The 17,914-nt window shown below is 44.1% G+C and carries 14 protein-coding genes and 1 pseudogene; 10 read left to right on the top strand and 5 right to left on the bottom strand.

Annotated elements, in window-relative coordinates; genetic code table 11:
* The first annotated feature begins 12 nt into the window (after positions 1 to 12).
* Genes H8S37_RS06090 through H8S37_RS06080 form a run of 3 tightly spaced genes read left to right on the top strand, consistent with a single transcriptional unit; the run spans position 13 to position 2,924 of the window.
* Positions 13 to 1,392, top strand: a complete 1,380-nt coding sequence (locus H8S37_RS06090) for an MATE family efflux transporter (RefSeq protein WP_186875111.1) — start codon at positions 13 to 15, stop codon at positions 1,390 to 1,392.
* Position 1,393: 1 nt separating this feature from the next.
* Entirely contained in the window at positions 1,394 to 2,341 is a 948-nt protein-coding gene (locus tag H8S37_RS06085) for a tRNA dihydrouridine synthase (protein WP_186875110.1), read from the top strand.
* A gap of 31 nt (positions 2,342 to 2,372) precedes the next feature.
* Positions 2,373 to 2,924: a phosphatase PAP2 family protein gene (locus H8S37_RS06080; RefSeq protein ID WP_186875109.1), complete on the top strand. Its 552-nt coding sequence runs from the start codon at positions 2,373 to 2,375 to the stop codon at positions 2,922 to 2,924.
* On the opposite strand, the pseudogene H8S37_RS17715 reads toward H8S37_RS06080, so the two are convergent.
* Positions 2,924 to 3,013: pseudogene (locus H8S37_RS17715) on the bottom strand (DUF1846 family C-terminal domain-containing protein); the annotation flags it as partial. The gene H8S37_RS06080 and the pseudogene H8S37_RS17715 sit on opposite strands and share 1 nt — an antisense overlap.
* A 124-nt stretch (positions 3,014 to 3,137) precedes the next feature.
* Here H8S37_RS17715 and H8S37_RS06070 point away from each other — a divergent pair.
* Both H8S37_RS06070 and H8S37_RS06065 read left to right on the top strand, forming a co-directional pair.
* Complete coding sequence (locus H8S37_RS06070) at positions 3,138 to 3,464, top strand: hypothetical protein (RefSeq protein WP_186875108.1); 327 nt, start codon at positions 3,138 to 3,140, stop codon at positions 3,462 to 3,464.
* 23 nt (positions 3,465 to 3,487) lie between these two features.
* Entirely contained in the window at positions 3,488 to 5,104 is a 1,617-nt protein-coding gene (locus tag H8S37_RS06065) for a leucine-rich repeat domain-containing protein (protein ID WP_186875107.1), read from the top strand.
* A gap of 139 nt (positions 5,105 to 5,243) precedes the next feature.
* Here the strand turns inward: H8S37_RS06065 and H8S37_RS06060 are convergent, their stop codons facing one another.
* Positions 5,244 to 6,722, bottom strand: coding sequence for a DUF1846 domain-containing protein (locus tag H8S37_RS06060; protein WP_186875106.1), 1,479 nt, complete (start codon positions 6,720 to 6,722; stop codon positions 5,244 to 5,246).
* Positions 6,723 to 6,907: 185 nt separating this feature from the next.
* Here H8S37_RS06060 and ftsH point away from each other — a divergent pair, with 185 nt between their 5' ends.
* The 4 genes from ftsH to H8S37_RS06040 all read left to right on the top strand — a co-directional run bounded on the left by ftsH (position 6,908) and on the right by H8S37_RS06040 (position 12,921).
* Positions 6,908 to 8,914 carry an ATP-dependent zinc metalloprotease FtsH gene (gene ftsH / locus H8S37_RS06055; protein ID WP_186875105.1) on the top strand — a complete coding sequence of 669 codons (2,007 nt, stop codon included), beginning with the start codon at positions 6,908 to 6,910 and terminating at the stop codon, positions 8,912 to 8,914.
* 93 nt (positions 8,915 to 9,007) lie between these two features.
* A complete protein-coding gene (gene uvrC, locus H8S37_RS06050; protein ID WP_186875104.1) occupies positions 9,008 to 10,861 on the top strand; it encodes an excinuclease ABC subunit UvrC in 1,854 nt (617 codons plus the stop codon).
* A gap of 181 nt (positions 10,862 to 11,042) precedes the next feature.
* Positions 11,043 to 11,972: an HPr(Ser) kinase/phosphatase gene (gene hprK, locus H8S37_RS06045; protein ID WP_186875103.1), complete on the top strand. Its 930-nt coding sequence runs from the start codon at positions 11,043 to 11,045 to the stop codon at positions 11,970 to 11,972.
* 10 nt (positions 11,973 to 11,982) lie between these two features.
* Positions 11,983 to 12,921, top strand: coding sequence for an ROK family glucokinase (locus H8S37_RS06040; protein WP_186875102.1), 939 nt, complete (start codon positions 11,983 to 11,985; stop codon positions 12,919 to 12,921).
* Between the two features lie 120 nt (positions 12,922 to 13,041).
* Here the strand turns inward: H8S37_RS06040 and H8S37_RS06035 are convergent, their stop codons facing one another.
* Positions 13,042 to 15,684, bottom strand: a complete 2,643-nt coding sequence (locus H8S37_RS06035) for a transglycosylase domain-containing protein (protein ID WP_186875101.1) — start codon at positions 15,682 to 15,684, stop codon at positions 13,042 to 13,044.
* A 241-nt stretch (positions 15,685 to 15,925) separates the two neighbouring features.
* Here H8S37_RS06035 and H8S37_RS06030 point away from each other — a divergent pair, with 241 nt between their 5' ends.
* Complete coding sequence (locus tag H8S37_RS06030) at positions 15,926 to 16,582, top strand: YigZ family protein (protein ID WP_186875100.1); 657 nt, start codon at positions 15,926 to 15,928, stop codon at positions 16,580 to 16,582.
* Positions 16,583 to 16,640: 58 nt separating this feature from the next.
* On the opposite strand, the gene hpf is transcribed toward H8S37_RS06030, so the two are convergent.
* Together hpf and H8S37_RS06020 are read right to left on the bottom strand one after the other, a co-directional pair.
* The gene (hpf, locus tag H8S37_RS06025) at positions 16,641 to 17,198 is read right to left on the bottom strand and encodes a ribosome hibernation-promoting factor, HPF/YfiA family (protein ID WP_186875099.1); all 558 of its coding nucleotides are present in this window, start codon (positions 17,196 to 17,198) and stop codon (positions 16,641 to 16,643) included.
* Between the two features lie 85 nt (positions 17,199 to 17,283).
* Positions 17,284 to 17,895 (bottom strand): transporter, encoded by a 612-nt coding sequence (locus tag H8S37_RS06020; RefSeq protein ID WP_186875098.1) that lies wholly within the window; start codon positions 17,893 to 17,895, stop codon positions 17,284 to 17,286.
* Positions 17,896 to 17,914 lie beyond the last annotated feature (19 nt).

The following is a 17,914-nucleotide window of genomic DNA, read 5'->3' as shown; positions in this document are numbered from 1 at the left end:
GAGTGGATAGATATGGCAGCAGAGATAAAAAAAGAAGAAGATCACAATAAAATGGGTACGAAAGACATATTTCCGCTTTTGATGGGAATGTCTCTCCCAATGATGCTCTCGATGCTGGTACAGTCTCTGTATAATATTGTAGACAGTATCTATGTGTCAAGGCTGGGGACGCAGGCACTTACGGCAGTTTCTCTGGCATACCCTCTTCAGAATATTGTAGTTTCTGTTGCAGTTGGGATAGGAGTAGGTATTAGTTCTGTCCTGTCTATCAGCCTGGGTGAAAAAAACCAGCAGAGAGCAAATCAGGCCGCGACAATGGGGATATTGCTTACGGGGATTCACTGTATTCTGTTCGTGATTGCGGGAATACTAATTACAAAACCATTTTTAAGTCTTTTCACACAGGAGGAAGCGGTATTTGCACAAGCGTGTGACTATACATATATTGTGCTGTGCGTCTCATTCGGGGCACTTTTACAAGTAGCGATGGAAAAAATCTATCAGGGTGTAGGAGCCATGAAAACAACGATGTTTCTTCTAGGCGCTGGCTGCATTATCAATATTATTCTGGACCCGATTCTGATTTTTGGAATGTTCGGCTTTCCTGAAATGGGTGTTAAGGGCGCAGCAGTCGCCACAGTGATTGGGCAGATCAGTGCCTTTTTGCTTTATATTATTGTATATCTGAAAAAGAACCCTGGCGTTGTGATCCATCCTAAGTACATACGATTTGACCGGAAATTGATCAAACAGATTTATGCGGTAGGCATTCCGTCCTCTTTGATGATGACAATGCCGTCCATTTTAGTAGGAGGGCTCAATGGAATTTTAGCGGGTATGTCAGAAGTATATGTGGCGGTACTCGGCATTTATTTCAAGCTCCAGACATTTATCTACATGCCGGCAAATGGAATTGTGCAGGGAATGCGGCCGATTATTGGCTATAACTATGGCGCTGGAAAAATTAAGAGGGTAAAGACGACGATTCGTTACAGTCTCTTTGCAGCGGCAGTGCTCATGCTCATTGGCACGATTTTATCTTTAGGATTCCCGAAAATGATTCTGGGAATGTTCCAGGCAGACGCAGAGCTTTTAAGCGCCGGTACACTGGCGCTTCGACTGATATCCTTAGGGTTTTTAGTATCTTCTGTAGGAATTATCGCATGCGGTGTATTTGAGGCGGTTGGAAAAGGAATACAGTCTCTTATTATCTCTTTACTCAGGCAGTTGGTTATTATTCTGCCTCTGGGGTTTGCACTGTCCGGTTTTATCGGGGCGGCGGGAATCTGGATAAGCTTTCCGGCGGCAGAATTGCTGGCTGCTGTGGTGGCATGTATTTTGATGAAGAAACTAGACGGCGGAACATATTTCCCGTTTAGGAAAGGAGAATAAGATGCAATTTTATCTGGCTCCGCTGGAGGGGATTACAGGGTATATATTCAGGAATGCGGTACATGACTGTTTTGGAGGATTTGACAAATATTTTATTCCGTTTATCAGCCCGAATCAGAAAGGGCATTTCAGTGCGAGGGAGAAGCAGGATCTTCTTCCTGAACATAATGAGGGAATGTATGCGGTTCCGCAGATACTTACAAATTCCGCAGAAGATTTTTTAAGTACTGCAAAACGTTTAGCAGAATATGGATATGAAGAAGTGAATTTAAATTTAGGCTGTCCTTCCCGCACTGTGGTGACAAAAGGGAGGGGAGCTGGATTTTTGGGATTTCCGGAGAAGCTTCAGCAGTTTTTGGAACGGATTTTTTGCAGCTGCCCGCTGAAAATTTCTATTAAAACAAGACTTGGAGTAGAAACTTCAGAAGAATTTGCAGAGCTTCTTAAAATTTACAATCAATATCCTATGGAAGAGCTGATTATACATCCGAGAGTGCAGAGAGATTTTTACAGAAATAAGCCGGATATAGCGGCATTTGAAAAAGCATGGACAGAAAGGCAGAATAAAATATGCTATAATGGAGATGTTTTTACTAAGGAGGATGTACGGAGAATAAGAAAGCAGTTTCCAGAGTTAGAGTGTATGATGTGCGGCAGGGGTATTCTTATGAATCCCTCGCTAATGCGGGAAGTGCAGGGAGGAAAATATCTGGATAAAGAGGAGCTAAGGCAATTCCACGATCAGATATATACAAATTATCAGGAAGTCTTGTTCGGAGAAAAAACGGTACTTTTTAAAATGAAGGAGCTGTGGACATATCTTGCTCCTTTATTTACAGATTCAAAAAAGTATGCAAAAAAGATAAAAAAATCTGTATATTTTCATGCATATGAGGAGGCGGTGGAAGCGTTGTTCACAGAACAAGAAATCAGACGCCAGATACAGTGACATAGGAAATTTTGAACAGTGAGGAAGTAAGATGGAAGTATTAATACAGATAGACGAAAATATTCTTCTGTTTATACAGGAATATCTTCGCAGGGACTGGATGAATGGATTTTGGAGTACAGTGACTCATTTAGGAGACAGCGGATTTATTTGGATATTAATAGGCGTGCTGCTTTTGATTTTTAAAAGAACCAGGAAGGCAGGGGCTGCGGTTTTACTTGCTCTTATATTTGGCGCGGTTATAACGAATGTGATTCTCAAAAATGTAACAGGACGAATACGTCCCTATGAAGTGATCGAAGGACTCCATCTGCTGATTGAACGCCAACATGATTTTTCGTTCCCTTCAGGACATGCCTGTGCGGCATTTGCCGGGGCGACAGCACTGTATAGAACAATACCCGGGAAATATGGTATCTGTGCGCTTGTTTTTGCCGGGCTTATAGCGTTGTCCAGATTATATGTAGGCGTACATTATCCTACGGATGTGATGGCAGGAACGTTGATTGGGATTTTTTCAGGATGGGCGGCATGGAAGCTGATAGAATTTATAATGGAAAAAAAGAGAAAGACAAGGAAATAAGCAAGACGTGCATCCGTACTCAGTGCGGCGCTGATGTACAGCACAATCAGAACTTCATCTGTGTGGAGTCTGGGATTTTTGCTTTTCAGGCATATGAGGAGAGTGGCAGAAGCGCTGTTTGCAGAACAGGAAATCAAACGGCAGGCACAGGAATGACAAAATGAAAGCTGGTATATTTCACACGAATCTGATATAATAAAGGTGTTTCACAAAATGTGTGCAAAATTGACAGAAAGGGAGTTGACTTTTATGCCAAAGCCGTTCATAATTGGACAGACAGACAGACAGACAGACAGACAGACAGACAGACAGACAGACAGACAGACAGACAGACAGACAGACAGACAGATAAAGTCGGTCCTTTTTTATATATTCGCAAAAATAGGCGCGTTGCGCCCGTGCAGGGATTATCACGGACGGGACGCGCCTTTTTTCGGTCCAGAAACAATCCAATGTCTGTGTGAGGTTGGTTCTGGATGTGTCTTGCACAACGAGTTGGAAAGGAAACTTTCCTCTATTACGATTCGTAACTTGTTATAACAGTAGAAAGGAAAAGAGATAGTATGATAGTCAAAAGGGGCAAAATATTGTTAAGCCTGCTGTTCTGCTGTGTGATGTGCCTGGCAATAGCGCCCGTAACAGTACTTGCAGCGGAAAGAACCACAGCCGAGGGCTGGAAATATGTAGAAGACGGCGCGAGCGTAACGATAACCGGTTATAACGGAAACGAAACAAGCGTTATAATTCCGGGCGGGATAAACGGCAAGCCAGTCATCGCCATTGGAGAAAGAGCATTTAGTTCCAGCGGATTAAATAGCATAGAAATTCCAGCCAGTGTCACTACCATTGGAAGCTTTGCATTTTTTCTCTGCGATAACCTGGAGACTGTAATTTTTGCAGATGACAGCCAGCTCACCACCATTGGAAAATATGCGTTTCAAGCCAGCGGATTAAAAAGTATAGAAATCCCGTCCAGCGTCACCACCATTGAGAAGGAGGCATTTCTAAATACTTCTTCCTTGGAGACCGTGACTTTTGCAGATGACAGCCGGCTCACCACTATTGTAAACAATGCATTTAGTTCCAGCGGCTTAAAGAGCATAAAAATCCCGTCCAGTGTCACTGCCATTGGGGAGTATGCATTTAGGGATTGCGATAACCTGGAGACCGTAACTTTTGCAGATGACAGCCGGCTCACCACTATTGTAAACAATGCATTTAGGAACAGCGGCTTAAAGAGCATAAAAATCCCGTCCAGTGTCACCACCATTGGGGAGTATGCATTTACGGATTGCGATAACCTGGAGACCGTAACTTTTGCAGATGACAGCCGGCTCACCACTATTGTAAACAATGCATTTAGTTCCAGCGGCTTAAAGAGCATAGAAATTCCGTCCAGCGTCACTGCCATTGGGGAGTATGCATTTGCGGACTGCAATAATCTGACCAGTATGACCTTTAAAAGCAGAACGGCTCCCAGCCTGGGAGGTGTATATGTGTTCCTAAGGTGTGATGCGCTCACTGCTATTCATGTGCCATGTACGGCTTCCGGTTACATAGCAGACAACAATTGGCCAGGGGATAAGATAAAAGAAGATGTGCATAGCCTGACCGATTATGTTGAAGCGAAAGCGCCTGCCTGCGAAGAGGATGGCAATGCTGCGTATTGGCGCTGTGCGGATTGCAGGAACTATTTTCTTGATGCAGACGGCAAGACGGAGACCGACGAGGAGGGGACAGTAGTGGAAGCCATAGGCCATGCCTGGGGCGGACCTGTCTGGAACTGGTCGGATGACGGAAAAACAGCAACGGCAGCTTTCATTTGCAAGAATGATGCGAACCATATTCAGACTCCGGAAGTAAGCATAACCAGTCGGACGACACAACCGACCTGCACGGAGGACGGCAAAACGGTTTTCACTGCAAGCGTGACGTTTGGAGGAACAATCTATACGGATGAAAAAATAGTCAAGATTCCGTCTGCCGGCCATGCCGCAGGAACTGACTGGGAGGATGACGAAGATCCGGGTGAGCCGGGTAAATCGGATATACCCGGAACCGGTGATGAAAGGAATCCTCTGGTTCTGTATGTTACTTTTATGAGCGTGGGACTGCTCGGCACTGCTGTGGGCCTTTTTCTGAAAAAGAAACAGCAAAAGCATGTAAAGCACAGACGGTAACATAATGTAGGCGAAGCTTATGAGGACTGTTGGTGAATAGAGAGTTATAAACAGGGAGACATGTGAATCGACGAGTCACATGTCTCCCTGTAATGATCCCTGTAAAAAGAGAAGTGTCAATCAACAGAAAGTATTCTTTTTAATGATATATCTGATCCGTCTCGTAGATCGCTTCACAGGTAAGCTGAACACCAAGTTTCTTGAAAATTTTAATGTCCACATCAGAGAGCATGACCGAAGTATGTGCCTGACAGCCGTTTAATTTAGGAAGCTGTCTTAAGGCAAGACGTGCATCCGTACTCAGTGCAGCGCTGGTGGACAGCGCAATCAGGACTTCATCTGTGTGGAGTCTGGGATTTTTGCTTTTCAAGTAGTCTACTTTCAGCTTCTGGATCGGTTCGATGGATTCCGGAGAGATAATATGGAGTTCATGATCCAGCCCGGCAAGCTCTTTTAAAACATTTAACAGGAGAGCGGCGGAAGCTCCTAATAGGTTAGTCGTTTTGCCGGTGATAATTCTTCCGTCATCCAGCTCCATTGCCGCGGCAGGGCCGCCGGTTTCTTTTGCACGTTTTAGTGCTGCCCCTACGACTTTGCGATCCTGTATGTTAATGCCTGCCTGGTTCATCAGCAGTTCGATTTTCTGTGCCTCTTCCTCTGTACTGGCTCCCTTGAGTAAGGAATTTAAAGAGGTATAGTAACGGCGGATAATCTCCTGACAGGAGGCTTCCCGGCAGACTGCGTCGTCACAGATACAATTCCCTGCCATATTGACCCCCATATCGGTAGGTGACTTATAAGGACTTTTACCATAAATTTTTTCAAACATGGTATTCAATACAGGAAATATTTCTACATCGCGGTTGTAATTGACGGTCGTTTCCCCGTAAGCTTCCAGATGAAAAGGATCGATCATGTTGACATCATTTAAGTCAGCGGTTGCCGCCTCATAGGCAAGATTGACCGGATGCTTGAGAGGCAGATTCCATATAGGAAATGTTTCGAATTTGGCATAGCCCGCATGGATTCCGCGTTTATGCTCGTGATAGAGCTGGGAAAGGCAGGTTGCCATTTTGCCGCTTCCAGGTCCCGGTGCTGTGACAATGACGAGAGGACGAGTTGTCTTTATATACTCATTTTTGCCATAGCCTTCATCGCTGACAATCAGCGGAATATTGGAAGGATACCCGTTTATATTATAATGCAGATAAACAGAGATTCCCAGGTTTTCCAGATGGTTTTTAAATAAGACAGCTCCGTCCTGACCGGAAAACTGGGTAATAACGACGCTGCTTACGTACAGTCCCTGATCTTTGTAGGAGTCCATCAGACGCAGCACATCGGAATCATACGTAATTCCAAGATCACCACGTATTTTATTTTTTTCTATATCTTTCGCACTGATAGCGATAACAATTTCCGCCTGATCACTTAACTGCTTTAAAAGAAGCAGCTTGCTGTCCGGGGCAAAACCAGGAAGTACTCTGGAAGCGTGGTAGTCGTCGAAGAGCTTGCCTCCGAATTCCAGGTACAGCTTGTTGTCAAACTGGTCAATCCGATGACGGATATGTTCAGACTGCATTTTCAGATATTTTTCATTATCAAAACCAATTTTCATTTTTCTATTCCCCAATCCATGACATATTTCGTAACCAGTATACTATAAAATAGTATGGTTTTACAATATTTTCATAATCTTTTTATTGATTTATGAGTGGCCTGTATTTATAATGATAATAGCGTTGCAGCAGAAGGGACATACGTTGTTCTTTCCCTGCTTTAGTTGTATTTAGGAGGCAAAGAATGGACAATCAGAATAATAATAAAAATCCCAAGAATAACCGGCAGGGTTGGGGCGTTATTCTCGTCACGACACTGCTGGTCACTTTTATAGTACTGGGGTTGTATTCGCTGATGCAGGATAATAATCCAGAGGAAATCAGTTATGATAAATTTTTGGAACTGGTGGATGACAAAAAAGTAGAAGAAGTCACAATCGACACTTCCAGAATTTATATCACACTAAAGGAAGAGACAAAGAAGGAAGAAGCACAAAAAGACAATGGAACAGGTAATCTGGTTAATCAACTGGAGGAAAGCGTAAGAGGAAGTGAAAACAGGCAAAAGGATCCGGACTATTACACAGGTGTGGTAAATGATGAAGGGTTGACGGAACGCCTGGAAAAAGCAGGTGTAAAATTCAGCGCCAAAATTCCAGATACCCTTTCTTCGATGCTGTTCGAGCTTTTTATTACTTTGGTGATACCAATTTTGATGCTCGTTGTTCTCTTTAATTTCTTGATGCGCCGCGTATCCAAAGGCGGTGGCATGATGGGAATTGGCAAGAGTAATGCAAAGGTCTATGTGGAAAAAGAAACCGGTGTGACGTTCCAGGATGTGGCAGGACAAGACGAGGCAAAAGAATCTCTTCAGGAAGTAGTGGATTTTCTGCATAATCCAGGAAAATATACCGGAATTGGAGCAAAGCTGCCAAAGGGTGCACTTTTGGTAGGGCCTCCGGGAACAGGAAAGACGCTGCTTGCAAAAGCGGTTGCCGGAGAGGCAAAGGTTCCGTTTTTTTCCCTGTCAGGCTCGGCATTCGTAGAGATGTATGTAGGAGTAGGCGCGTCCAGAGTCCGCGACTTATTTAAACAGGCACAGCAGATGGCACCCTGTATTGTATTTATTGACGAGATTGATGCGATCGGTAAGACGCGAGATACAATGATGGGTGGCAATGATGAAAGAGAGCAGACCTTGAACCAGCTTTTGGCAGAGATGGACGGATTTGATACGAACAAAGGCCTGCTTCTCCTGGCGGCGACGAACCGTCCGGAAGTCCTGGATCCTGCGCTTCTGCGTCCGGGACGTTTTGACAGGCGTATTATTGTAGACAAGCCAGATTTAAAGGGCAGAATCGATGTACTGAAAGTACATGCGAAGGATGTAAAGATGGATGAGACAGTAGATTTAGAGGCGATTGCACTGGCGACATCTGGAGCGGTGGGTTCTGATTTGGCAAATATGATTAATGAAGCGGCGATCAATGCGGTAAAGCATGGACGACAAGTAGTCAGCCAGAAGGATCTCTTTGAAGCAGTAGAGGTTGTTTTAGTAGGCAAAGAAAAGAAAGACCGTATTATGAGCAAAGAAGAACGTCGGATTGTGTCCTATCACGAGGTTGGACATGCACTTGTGACAGCGCTGCAAAAGAATACAGAACCGGTACAGAAAATTACAATTGTGCCCAGAACAATGGGAGCGCTGGGATATGTGATGCAGACTCCGGAGGAAGAAAAATTTCTTAACACGAAGAAAGAACTGGAGGCGATGTTAGTTGTATCTCTCGGAGGCCGTGCGGCAGAAGAGATTGTATTCGATACGGTGACGACAGGTGCCTCCAATGACATTGAGAAGGCGACAAAGATTGCAAGGGCAATGATAACACAGTACGGTATGTCAGAGAAATTCGGCTTAATTGGCCTAGAATCTATACAGAACCGATATTTAGACGGCAGACCAGTCTTAAACTGTGGAGATGCTACAGCCGCCGAGATAGATGCAGAAGTGATGAAAATGCTGAAGGCTGCATATGAGGAGGCAAAAAGGCTGCTCAGAGAAAACAGGGATGCGTTGGATAAGATCGCAGACTTCCTTATAGAAAAAGAGACAATCACCGGTAAGGAATTTATGCAGATTTTCCGCGAAGTAAAAGGAATTGAAGAACCAGAGGAAAACAAAATGCAGACGGAAGATAAAGAAGAGACAGAACAGGAAGGAAGAATCACAATGAAGTCTGCGAATATATAGAGGAATATACGGCATAGCTGAAGAAAGATAGGCTATGCCTTTTTCTCGCAGCAGTTCTTGTCTTGAAAAGAAAAAGAAAGTATAATAAAAAACATGGAAAATACTAATTTTAACATCGAAGAAGAATTAAAGAAACTGCCGGGAAAACCGGGCGTCTACATTATGCATGACGAGAGAGACAATATTATATATGTAGGAAAGGCGATTAGCCTGAAGAATCGGGTGCGTCAATATTTTCAGAGCAGCAGAAATAAAGGGGTTAAGATCGAACAAATGGTGACGCATATACGCAGGTTTGAGTATATCGTGACCGATTCGGAGCTGGAGGCGCTGGTTCTGGAATGTAATCTGATTAAAGAGCATCGACCGAAATATAATACGATGCTGATGGATGACAAGGCGTATCCATTTATTAAAGTGACGATAAATGAGACGTATCCCAGAGTCATGCTGGCGCGGAGAATGCAGAAGGATAAGGCAAAGTATTTTGGGCCGTATTCCAGCACACAGGCTGTAAGAGATACGCTCGATTTGCTGCACAGGCTGTACCATGTCCGAAGCTGTAATCGGAATTTGCCTAAGGATACAGGGAAAGAGCGTCCCTGTCTGAACTATCATATTAAGCAGTGCGACGCTCCGTGCCAGGGGTATATTACGCCGGAGGAATATGGAAAGTCGATAAGCGAAGTCATCCGTTTTCTAAATGGAAATTATGAAGGCGTATTAAAAGAACTGGAAGAAAAGATGCATATGGCTTCAGAGGAGCTGGAATTTGAAAAGGCGATTGAATACAGAGAGCTCATAAATAGTGTAAAAAAGATAGCACAGAAGCAAAAAATCACAGACAGCAGCGGGGAGGACAGAGACATTCTCGCAGTCGCCACAGAGGAAGAAGACGCAGTAGTACAGGTATTTTTTATCCGAGGAGGACGCCTTATAGGAAGAGAGCATTTCTATCTCAGGATTTCAAAAGGAGAAGAGAAAGGCAGCATTTTAGACAGCTTTATTAAACAATATTATGCAGGAACGCCTTTCATTCCAGGGGAATTGATGCTGCCCGAAGAGATAGAGGACAAAGAATTGATAGAGGAATGGTTAAGCGCAAAAAGAGGGCAGAAGCTTTCTATCCGGATTCCAAAAAAGGGCACGAAAGAAAAGCTCGTTGAACTGGCAGCAAATAATGCGCGCCTTGTTTTGGATAAAGATAAGGAAAGGCTGAAACGGGAAGAAGGAAGAACTATCGGCGCTGTGAAGGAGATTGCGGCATTGTTGGGATTAGACAGTATCAGTCGGATGGAGGCGTTTGATATTTCCAATACGAATGGGTTTGAATCGGTCGGCTCTATGATTGTATATGAAAGAGGCAGACCGAAGCGTAATGATTATAGGAAGTTTAAGATAAAAGGGATTCAGGGAGCAGATGATTATGGAAGCATGCGGGAAGTGCTGACCCGCAGATTTACACATGGATTGAAAGAACGCAGAGAAAATAAAGAGCTTGGGAATTTTACAGTATTTCCAGATTTGATATTGATGGATGGAGGAAAAGGTCAGGTTAATATTGCGTTAGAGGTATTGGAGAGCCTGCATCTGCATATTCCTGTCTGCGGGATGGTAAAAGATGATTATCACAGAACAAGAGGGCTGTATTATCATAATGAAGAAATACCGATTGACAAATCTTCAGAAGGCTTTAAGCTGATTACAAGGATTCAGGATGAAGCGCACCGATTTGCGATTGAATTTCACCGTCAGTTAAGAGGAAAGGGACAGGTACATTCTATACTGGACGATATTGAAGGGATCGGCCCCGCCAGAAGAAAGGCGCTGATACGGCATTATATGAGTCTGGACGCTATTCGGGGCGCGAAGAAAGAGGAGCTTGCTGCCATTCCTTCTATGAATGAAAAAGCCGCAGAATCCGTATACAATTTTTTTCATAAATGATATAATGAACGCATAGCGACGAGCGCAGAATCGGGAAGACAACGACCGGCTGCGGAGCAGACATGGCGGTGCCGTCCGGATTCTATGAGAGTACAACGAACAGTGAGATGAAGCAAAGCAAAGCCGAACTGAGCGCGAGGAGCCGCCCCAAACGAGGGGCAGCGTCAGAAAGGAGAGAGTGATGGGACAAGGTATTAAATTGAGCGAAATTGCCGAAAAGATGGATTTGAAGAATCTTACTCCAGAAGTGAGTCTGTCAGATAAGGAGGTGCACGTACCTGATATTAACCGTCCAGCATTGCAGCTTGCGGGATATTTTGACCATTTTGATTCAGATCGTGTACAGATAATTGGGTATGTAGAATACACATATTTACAGACGTTGACAGAAGAAAAGAAGAACAGGATGTATGAGGAATTGCTTTCTCATCAGATTCCATGTATTGTTTTCAGCCGGAATCTGGAACCAGATGAGGAGCTGCTAAGGAAAGCAGAAAGGAAAGATACCCCGATTTTGACAACATCCAAGCAGACCTCTGATTTTATGGCAGAGATTATCCGGTGGATGAATGTAAAACTGGCTCCCTGTATTTCTATTCATGGCGTATTAGTAGATGTTTACGGCGTAGGGGTTTTGATTATGGGAGAAAGCGGAATTGGAAAAAGTGAAGCGGCGCTCGAATTGATTAAAAGAGGGCACCGTCTTGTCACAGACGATGTGGTTGAGATCCGCAAGGTAAGCGATGATACTCTGGTAGGTTCTGCTCCTGATATTACAAGGCATTTCATTGAATTGAGGGGAATTGGAATTGTGGACGTGAAATCTATGTTCGGTGTTCAAAGTGTAAGGGAGACACAGAACATTGATCTGGTGATTACACTGGAGGATTGGAGCAGAGAAAAAGAATATGACCGCCTGGGACTGGAAGAAAATTACACGGAATTTCTTGGGAACAGAGTAGTATGCCACAGCATCCCAATTCGCCCGGGCAGGAATCTTGCTATTATCGTAGAATCTGCGGCAGTCAACCACAGACAGAAACAGATGGGTTACAATGCCGCACAGGAGCTGTATAAACGTGTGCAGGAAAATCTGGCAAAAAAAAGATAGGAGAGCAGACATGAGATATTGTTTCGGAGTAGATATCGGCGGAACTACAGTAAAAATAGGGCTTTTACAAGAAGACGGGACGATCCTGGATAAGTGGGAAATTGTATCCCGCACAGAAAATGAAGGTGAGGCGATTCTTCCTGACATCTCGGAAGCAGTCTTGAAGAAAATGGAAGAACGCTGCATACAGAAAGCGGAAATCTTAGGAATTGGGGTAGGTGTGCCTGCTCCTGTGACAGAAGACGGAGTCGTCAATGGAAGCGCAAACCTGGGGTGGAAGTATAAGGAAGTGAAGAAAGAGCTGGAAGGACTGACATGCCTGAAAGTAAAAGCTGGAAATGATGCGAATGTGGCAGCCCTGGGAGAAATGTGGAAAGGCGGCGGAGAAGGGGAAGAAAACCTTATCATGGTAACGCTGGGAACTGGAGTAGGCGGCGGAGTCATTGTAAATGGGAAGATATTGACAGGAGCACATGGAGCCGGCGGAGAAATAGGACATATCTGTGTGAATTACAGCGAGACAGATAGCTGCGGCTGTGGAAATCATGGATGCCTGGAGCAGTACGCTTCAGCTACCGGAATCGTGCGTCTGGCGAAACAGAAACTACAGACATTTGAGAAACATACAGTGCTGCGTGAGAAAACACTTTCCGCAAAAGAGGTATTTGATGCGGTAAAAGCAGGGGATGAAGCGGCAAAAGAGATTGCGGTTCAGTTTGGAGAATATTTGGGATGGGGACTGGCAAATCTCGCGGCGGTGACAGATCCGGCAGTGATTGTGCTTGGCGGCGGAGTGTCAAAGGCAGGAGAAATACTAATCTCATTCATTGAGGGACCATACAGAGAACATGCCTTCTTTGCAAATAAAAATGTGAAATTTGTGCTGGCAAAACTTGGGAATGACGCGGGTATCTGCGGAGCAGCTAAATTGATGATGGATGATATTTAGGATGGATATACAGTAAGTAGTATACTTTGCACGCTGAAAAAGTTATATAAATAGGTGAAAAACCTCCTGGCGGATTTACCGTCAGGAGGTTTTTGCATGAGTCACTATATTTGAAAATGTCTATTGTCCGGTTCCTTCTCCAGAACTACCGCCAGAGTCGCCACCGCCAGAATTACCACCGCCGGTTTCCCCACCGGAGTCGCCACCGCCAGTCTCGCCGCCGGAATCGCCGCCGCCGGTTTCTCCACCAGAGTCACCACCGCCAGTCTCGCCACCGGAATCACCGCCAGTACCACCGCCAGTTTCACCGCCAGAACTGCCGCCGCCGGTTTCATTTCCGGTATTTCCGTTGCTGGAATCACTGGTATCTGAGGTGTCCTTATCATCTTCTTTGTTTTTCTCTGAATCATCAGATTCTGATTTATGTCCGGAACAGCTCTGTGTCGGAACTGTACCCTTTGCAAAATATTCGGTCAGGGAAGGGCAGCCGTCTACTGCCAGTAGTCCTGTCTTTGTACAGATTGTTTTCTGTTCTACGGAGGACGGCATTGAAAAGTCTTTATACTCCAGTCCCTCGTGGACACGATCCATAATATTTTTCCACAAAGTCATATGCCAGGACTGGCTGATACCGTCCATTGGTTTATTTTCATCATATCCTCCCCATACTGAGCAGGTATAATAAGGGGTGAAAGCAGAGAGCCACAAGTCTGTACTGTTCTCGGTCGTACCTGTCTTGCCGGCAGCAGGCATGCTGTTCAATCTAGCCGAAGTACCGGTGCCCTTTTCGATAACGTCTTTCATAGCGCTGGTTAAAAGCGCAGCGGTCGAATCCTTGAGCACCTGATGTGTATCGGGTGTTGTATTGTCCAGCAGGACATTTCCGTCATGATCAAGCACCTGTGTATACAGAATAGGCTTTGTATATACGCCGTTGTTTGCAATGGAAGCATAAGCAGCCGTCATCTCCATATTATAGACACCTCTTGTGATACCGCCCAATGCAGTAGCCTGCTGCACATCTGTCATACCAGGATAGTTCTCGTCATTGCCGTCTACCAATGTTGTAAATCCGAAATCGATCAGCTTGTCATAGCCTGTCTGTTCACCAATCGCAGTCAGCGTCTCTACGGCGCAGACATTGATGGAATGTTCAATAGCGTAGCGGACAGTGGACTGCCCTGGGTATACGTTGTCCCAGTTATTTGCCTTATTGCCGTCCTTGTAGGTAAACGGCCCTTTGTTGTCAATCATAGTTGCAAGTGTATAACCTGCGCTGTCCAATGCAGGAGCATAGGTAGAGAGAACCTTGAAACAGGAACCAGGCTGTCTGGGAGAGTCAGTGGCACGGTTCAGAGAAAGACTTGCCTTCTTTTCCCCACGTCCTCCGACAATAGCTTTTATCTCTCCTGTATACTGATCCATCAAAACGACAGAAGCCTGCGGCTGTGGTGTAATATCAATCCGTTCATCTACGATATCGCCCTCCGCAATATTCAAAGTCCCTTTATATTCGGCGATTGCACTGTTTGCCTCATCTTCTGAATAAAATACCAGAGGATATTCTCGTCCCCATGCAGAGCCGATATATTCTCCAAGCATTTCTTTACTGTAGTTTTCCACTGTACCATCTGCGCGGGTGATTGTCAGCGCATAATCAAGTCCGTATTCCCATACGCCCAGATAATCGCCTACATTTGCTACCTCCTCATCACAGATCTGCTGTATAGTGGGATCCTGGGTTGCTGTAATGGTAAGCCCGCCGCTGTACAAAGCATTGTGAGCCTGTGTCTCCGTAAAGCCTTTTCTATCCATTAAATCCTGGATGACTTGTTCAGCCAGGGCATCAGAGAAATAGGAGTAAGGGGTTGCATCAGAAGCCGGCGCTGTCTGTAGTACGCGTTCATATACTGGATCTGCCAGGGCTTCCTCATATTCTGCCTGTGTAATATATTCCTGATCCAGCATTTTTTGCAGAACCTCTTCCCGCCGTTTGGCATTGTGATCCGGATTTGTAACAGGATCATAGTAAGTAGGATTCTGCGTAATACCTGCAATCACTGTGGATTCAGAGAGTGTCAGCTCTGAGACATCCTTGTTAAAATACCGTTTGGAGGCTGCCTGAACTCCCAGACAGCTCTGTCCCAGATTGATTGTATTCATGTAGGACTCCAAAATTTCGTCCTTACTCATCTGCCGTTCAATCTCAACGGCGAGATATTGCTCCTGCAGCTTTCTTTCCAATCGGTCATAAAATGTTTTCTCTTCTGTAAAATTAGGAAATACATTGTTTTTGATAAGCTGCTGGGTTAAAGTACTGGCTCCTTGTGAAAAATCACCGCCGGAAGTAACCCCGACAACAGCGGCTCTTAAAATTCCCTGTAAGTCGATTCCGTTATGCTCATAAAACCGCTCGTCCTCAATTGCGACAAAAGCATTTGCCAGATATTCTGGAATTTCATCGATTGTCTTATATACACGGTTGGATCCGGATTCCTTGAACTGTTCCAATTCCGTACCGTCCTTAGCATATACAAAAGTGGTATATCCCTGCGGCTTAATATCTGCGGGAGTGACTTTCGGTGTATCATCTATGATTTTCTTTGCAAAAAAAGCGGCTCCGGCTATGCCGATAATACCGATAAGAAGCACACAGATGATTACTGACTTAAATACCCGGACACCTACCCGTTTCTTCTTCATGTTCTTTTTAGAAGATATATTTTTCTTCCTCCTGGAAAGATTCTCTTTTCCGTAATTCATGTCAAATCCTCCTTATATACGCCTGGGGCGATAAAACACAGACAGAAACAACCGTCTGTGACGATGAGACGCCGAAAATATTCCGGCGTGTAGAATCACTCTTATGATTATAGCAAATTTGCCAATCTAAATAAAGAAAAAAATAAAATCTTCACATTTCTAAGTAAATCTTAAGAAATTCTTGTAGTTTTTTTCAAGTCTGGTATAGTGTTAATAGCAGAAAAGAAATGAGGTTGGTAGTTTGGAACGTTATCAGACAGTATATCAGGGAGCCTCTGCGGAAATTACAGAGAAAAAATCCCGTTTTATTGCAGCGGTATTTCCGGTCTCCTCTGAAGAAGAAGCGACAGAAGCCTTAGAAAACATAAAGAAGCAGTACTGGGATGCAAGACACCACTGCTGGGCATATGTAATTGGAACAGAACAGGTGACAGAGAGGTTTAGTGATGACGGAGAACCAGGAGGCACTGCGGGAAAGCCGATTCTTGAGGTAATCAGGGGACAGAAATTATATAATGTATTGGTCGTGGTGACAAGGTATTTTGGCGGAACACTTCTTGGAACAGGCGGGCTCGTACGGGCATATTCCTCTGCGTGTAAGGAGGGGCTTGCTCACAGTACGATTATTACCAAAATAAAAGGATTTAAACTAAAAATCCAGACAGATTATAACGGGCTTGGGAAAATTCAGTATATTTTAGGAAAAGACGACGTGCCTGTGATAGAAATAAGCTATGCAGAACAGGTGGAGCTGATTGTTTTAGAGGAAAAAGAAAGAGAAAAGAGACTGCGCTTTGAGATTACAGAAGGGACAAACGGTAAAGCGCAGATAGAGCGAATCGGGATATGCTGGTTTGCTAAAGTGAATCAAAAGACAGAAATATTAGAAGAAGAGTAAGAAACAAAAAACCGGATCAGCGTAAGCAGATCCGGTTTTTTTACTATCTTTCATCTTCTTATGCAAATTCTGGTTCAATCAGACCAAAGGAACCATCTTTACGTTTATATACGACATTTACCTCTTCTGTTTCAGCATTGCAGAAAACGAAGAAGCTATGTCCGAGGAGCTCCATCTGAATACATGCATCTTCTGGATACATTGGCTTGATGCCAAAGCGTTTTGTTCTTACGATGCGGATTTCATCATCTTCGATGGAATCTTCCTCAGATTCAAAAAATTCCTTTTTAAAATTATTTCCGGAGGAAGAAGCGGTAGGATGTCCCTGACTTTTTGCAACCAGCTTGTTCTTGTATTTGCGAAGCTGACGTTCGATTACCTCCTCGACAAGATCGATAGACACATACATATCATTGCTTGTCTGTTCGGAACGGATAATGTTTCCTTTGACAGGAATCGTGACTTCGATTTTCTGACGTTCTTTTTCCACACTGAGAGTTACGATAATTTCTGTTTCAGGAGTGAAATACCTTTCAAGTTTTCCTAATTTTTGTTCGATGGCATCCCTTAATCCGGGAGTCACTTCAATGTTTTTACCACTGATAATAAAATTCATGCTGCTCAACTCCTTTTGTTCATATTATACAAGCAGAAAGAAAAAATCTGTTTGTATTATGTAGATATTATAGCATGAAACCTGTCTAATGTATAGAACGAATCACTTCAATTCGGGTGATTTTTCCATCTGTAATTTTGGCAACACGGAGACCAAAATCAGAAAAATATGTACATGCGCCTGTTCCAATTTCTGTATCTTCCTCTTTCAATTTTTTTGTGATTACATCCAACAGTGTTTCATCATTTTCATATGGAATATTTACATGGATGAGCCGATTAACATGTCGTACTTTCTGATTGGCGCGAAAGATCGTTTTTTCCGCCTCGTCAAAGGTTACAAAGAGAAACTTTCTGGTCGCAAACAAAATGGCAATAGCGATTACACCGAGCAGGCTGTTGACAGGAGAAGAGTGATCGATGATAACCTGCCGCGCAATCGCAAAAAGAAGGACTTCGAAAACGGTTATCGGTGTGTGCAGGTATAACATACGAATCATCTCCACACCTATAATTAAATTGAAGCATACGGTGAGCAGATCCTCGTAATTCGGATATTTACTGATGTCTGTCAGGTGGCTGAAGCTTCCCACCACCTGTACGATCATAATGATGATTCCGCCTGCCAGCAGCGCCGCAATAATATATTCCAAGGCAGTGGTCAGACTTTTGAGAAATGCTTTTGCATATTTTTTCATAAAGAGTTTCCTTTCATCA

The sequence above is a fragment of the Mediterraneibacter hominis genome, assembly GCF_014287475.1.
Lineage (GTDB): Bacteria > Bacillota > Clostridia > Lachnospirales > Lachnospiraceae > Mediterraneibacter > Mediterraneibacter hominis.
The sequence above is the reverse complement of the archived record's forward strand: the minus strand, read 5'-3'. Positions and strand labels throughout refer to the sequence as shown.

Excerpts from the sequence above, each read along its gene's own strand:
- H8S37_RS06060 (WP_186875106.1), bottom strand. The coding sequence starts at position 6,722 with ATGAAAATTGGTTTTGATAATGAAAAATATCTGAAAATGCAGTCTGAA.
- H8S37_RS06080 (WP_186875109.1), top strand. The coding sequence starts at position 2,373 with ATGGAAGTATTAATACAGATAGACGAAAATATTCTTCTGTTTATACAG.
- H8S37_RS06090 (WP_186875111.1), top strand. The coding sequence starts at position 13 with ATGGCAGCAGAGATAAAAAAAGAAGAAGATCACAATAAAATGGGTACG.
- H8S37_RS06040 (WP_186875102.1), top strand. The coding sequence starts at position 11,983 with ATGAGATATTGTTTCGGAGTAGATATCGGCGGAACTACAGTAAAAATA.
- H8S37_RS06020 (WP_186875098.1), bottom strand. The coding sequence starts at position 17,895 with ATGAAAAAATATGCAAAAGCATTTCTCAAAAGTCTGACCACTGCCTTG.
- H8S37_RS06070 (WP_186875108.1), top strand. The coding sequence starts at position 3,138 with ATGTGTGCAAAATTGACAGAAAGGGAGTTGACTTTTATGCCAAAGCCG.
- uvrC (WP_186875104.1), top strand. The coding sequence starts at position 9,008 with ATGGAAAATACTAATTTTAACATCGAAGAAGAATTAAAGAAACTGCCG.
- H8S37_RS06035 (WP_186875101.1), bottom strand. The coding sequence starts at position 15,684 with ATGAATTACGGAAAAGAGAATCTTTCCAGGAGGAAGAAAAATATATCT.
- hprK (WP_186875103.1), top strand. The coding sequence starts at position 11,043 with ATGGGACAAGGTATTAAATTGAGCGAAATTGCCGAAAAGATGGATTTG.
- hpf (WP_186875099.1), bottom strand. The coding sequence starts at position 17,198 with ATGAATTTTATTATCAGTGGTAAAAACATTGAAGTGACTCCCGGATTA.
- H8S37_RS06085 (WP_186875110.1), top strand. The coding sequence starts at position 1,394 with ATGCAATTTTATCTGGCTCCGCTGGAGGGGATTACAGGGTATATATTC.
- ftsH (WP_186875105.1), top strand. The coding sequence starts at position 6,908 with ATGGACAATCAGAATAATAATAAAAATCCCAAGAATAACCGGCAGGGT.
- H8S37_RS06065 (WP_186875107.1), top strand. The coding sequence starts at position 3,488 with ATGATAGTCAAAAGGGGCAAAATATTGTTAAGCCTGCTGTTCTGCTGT.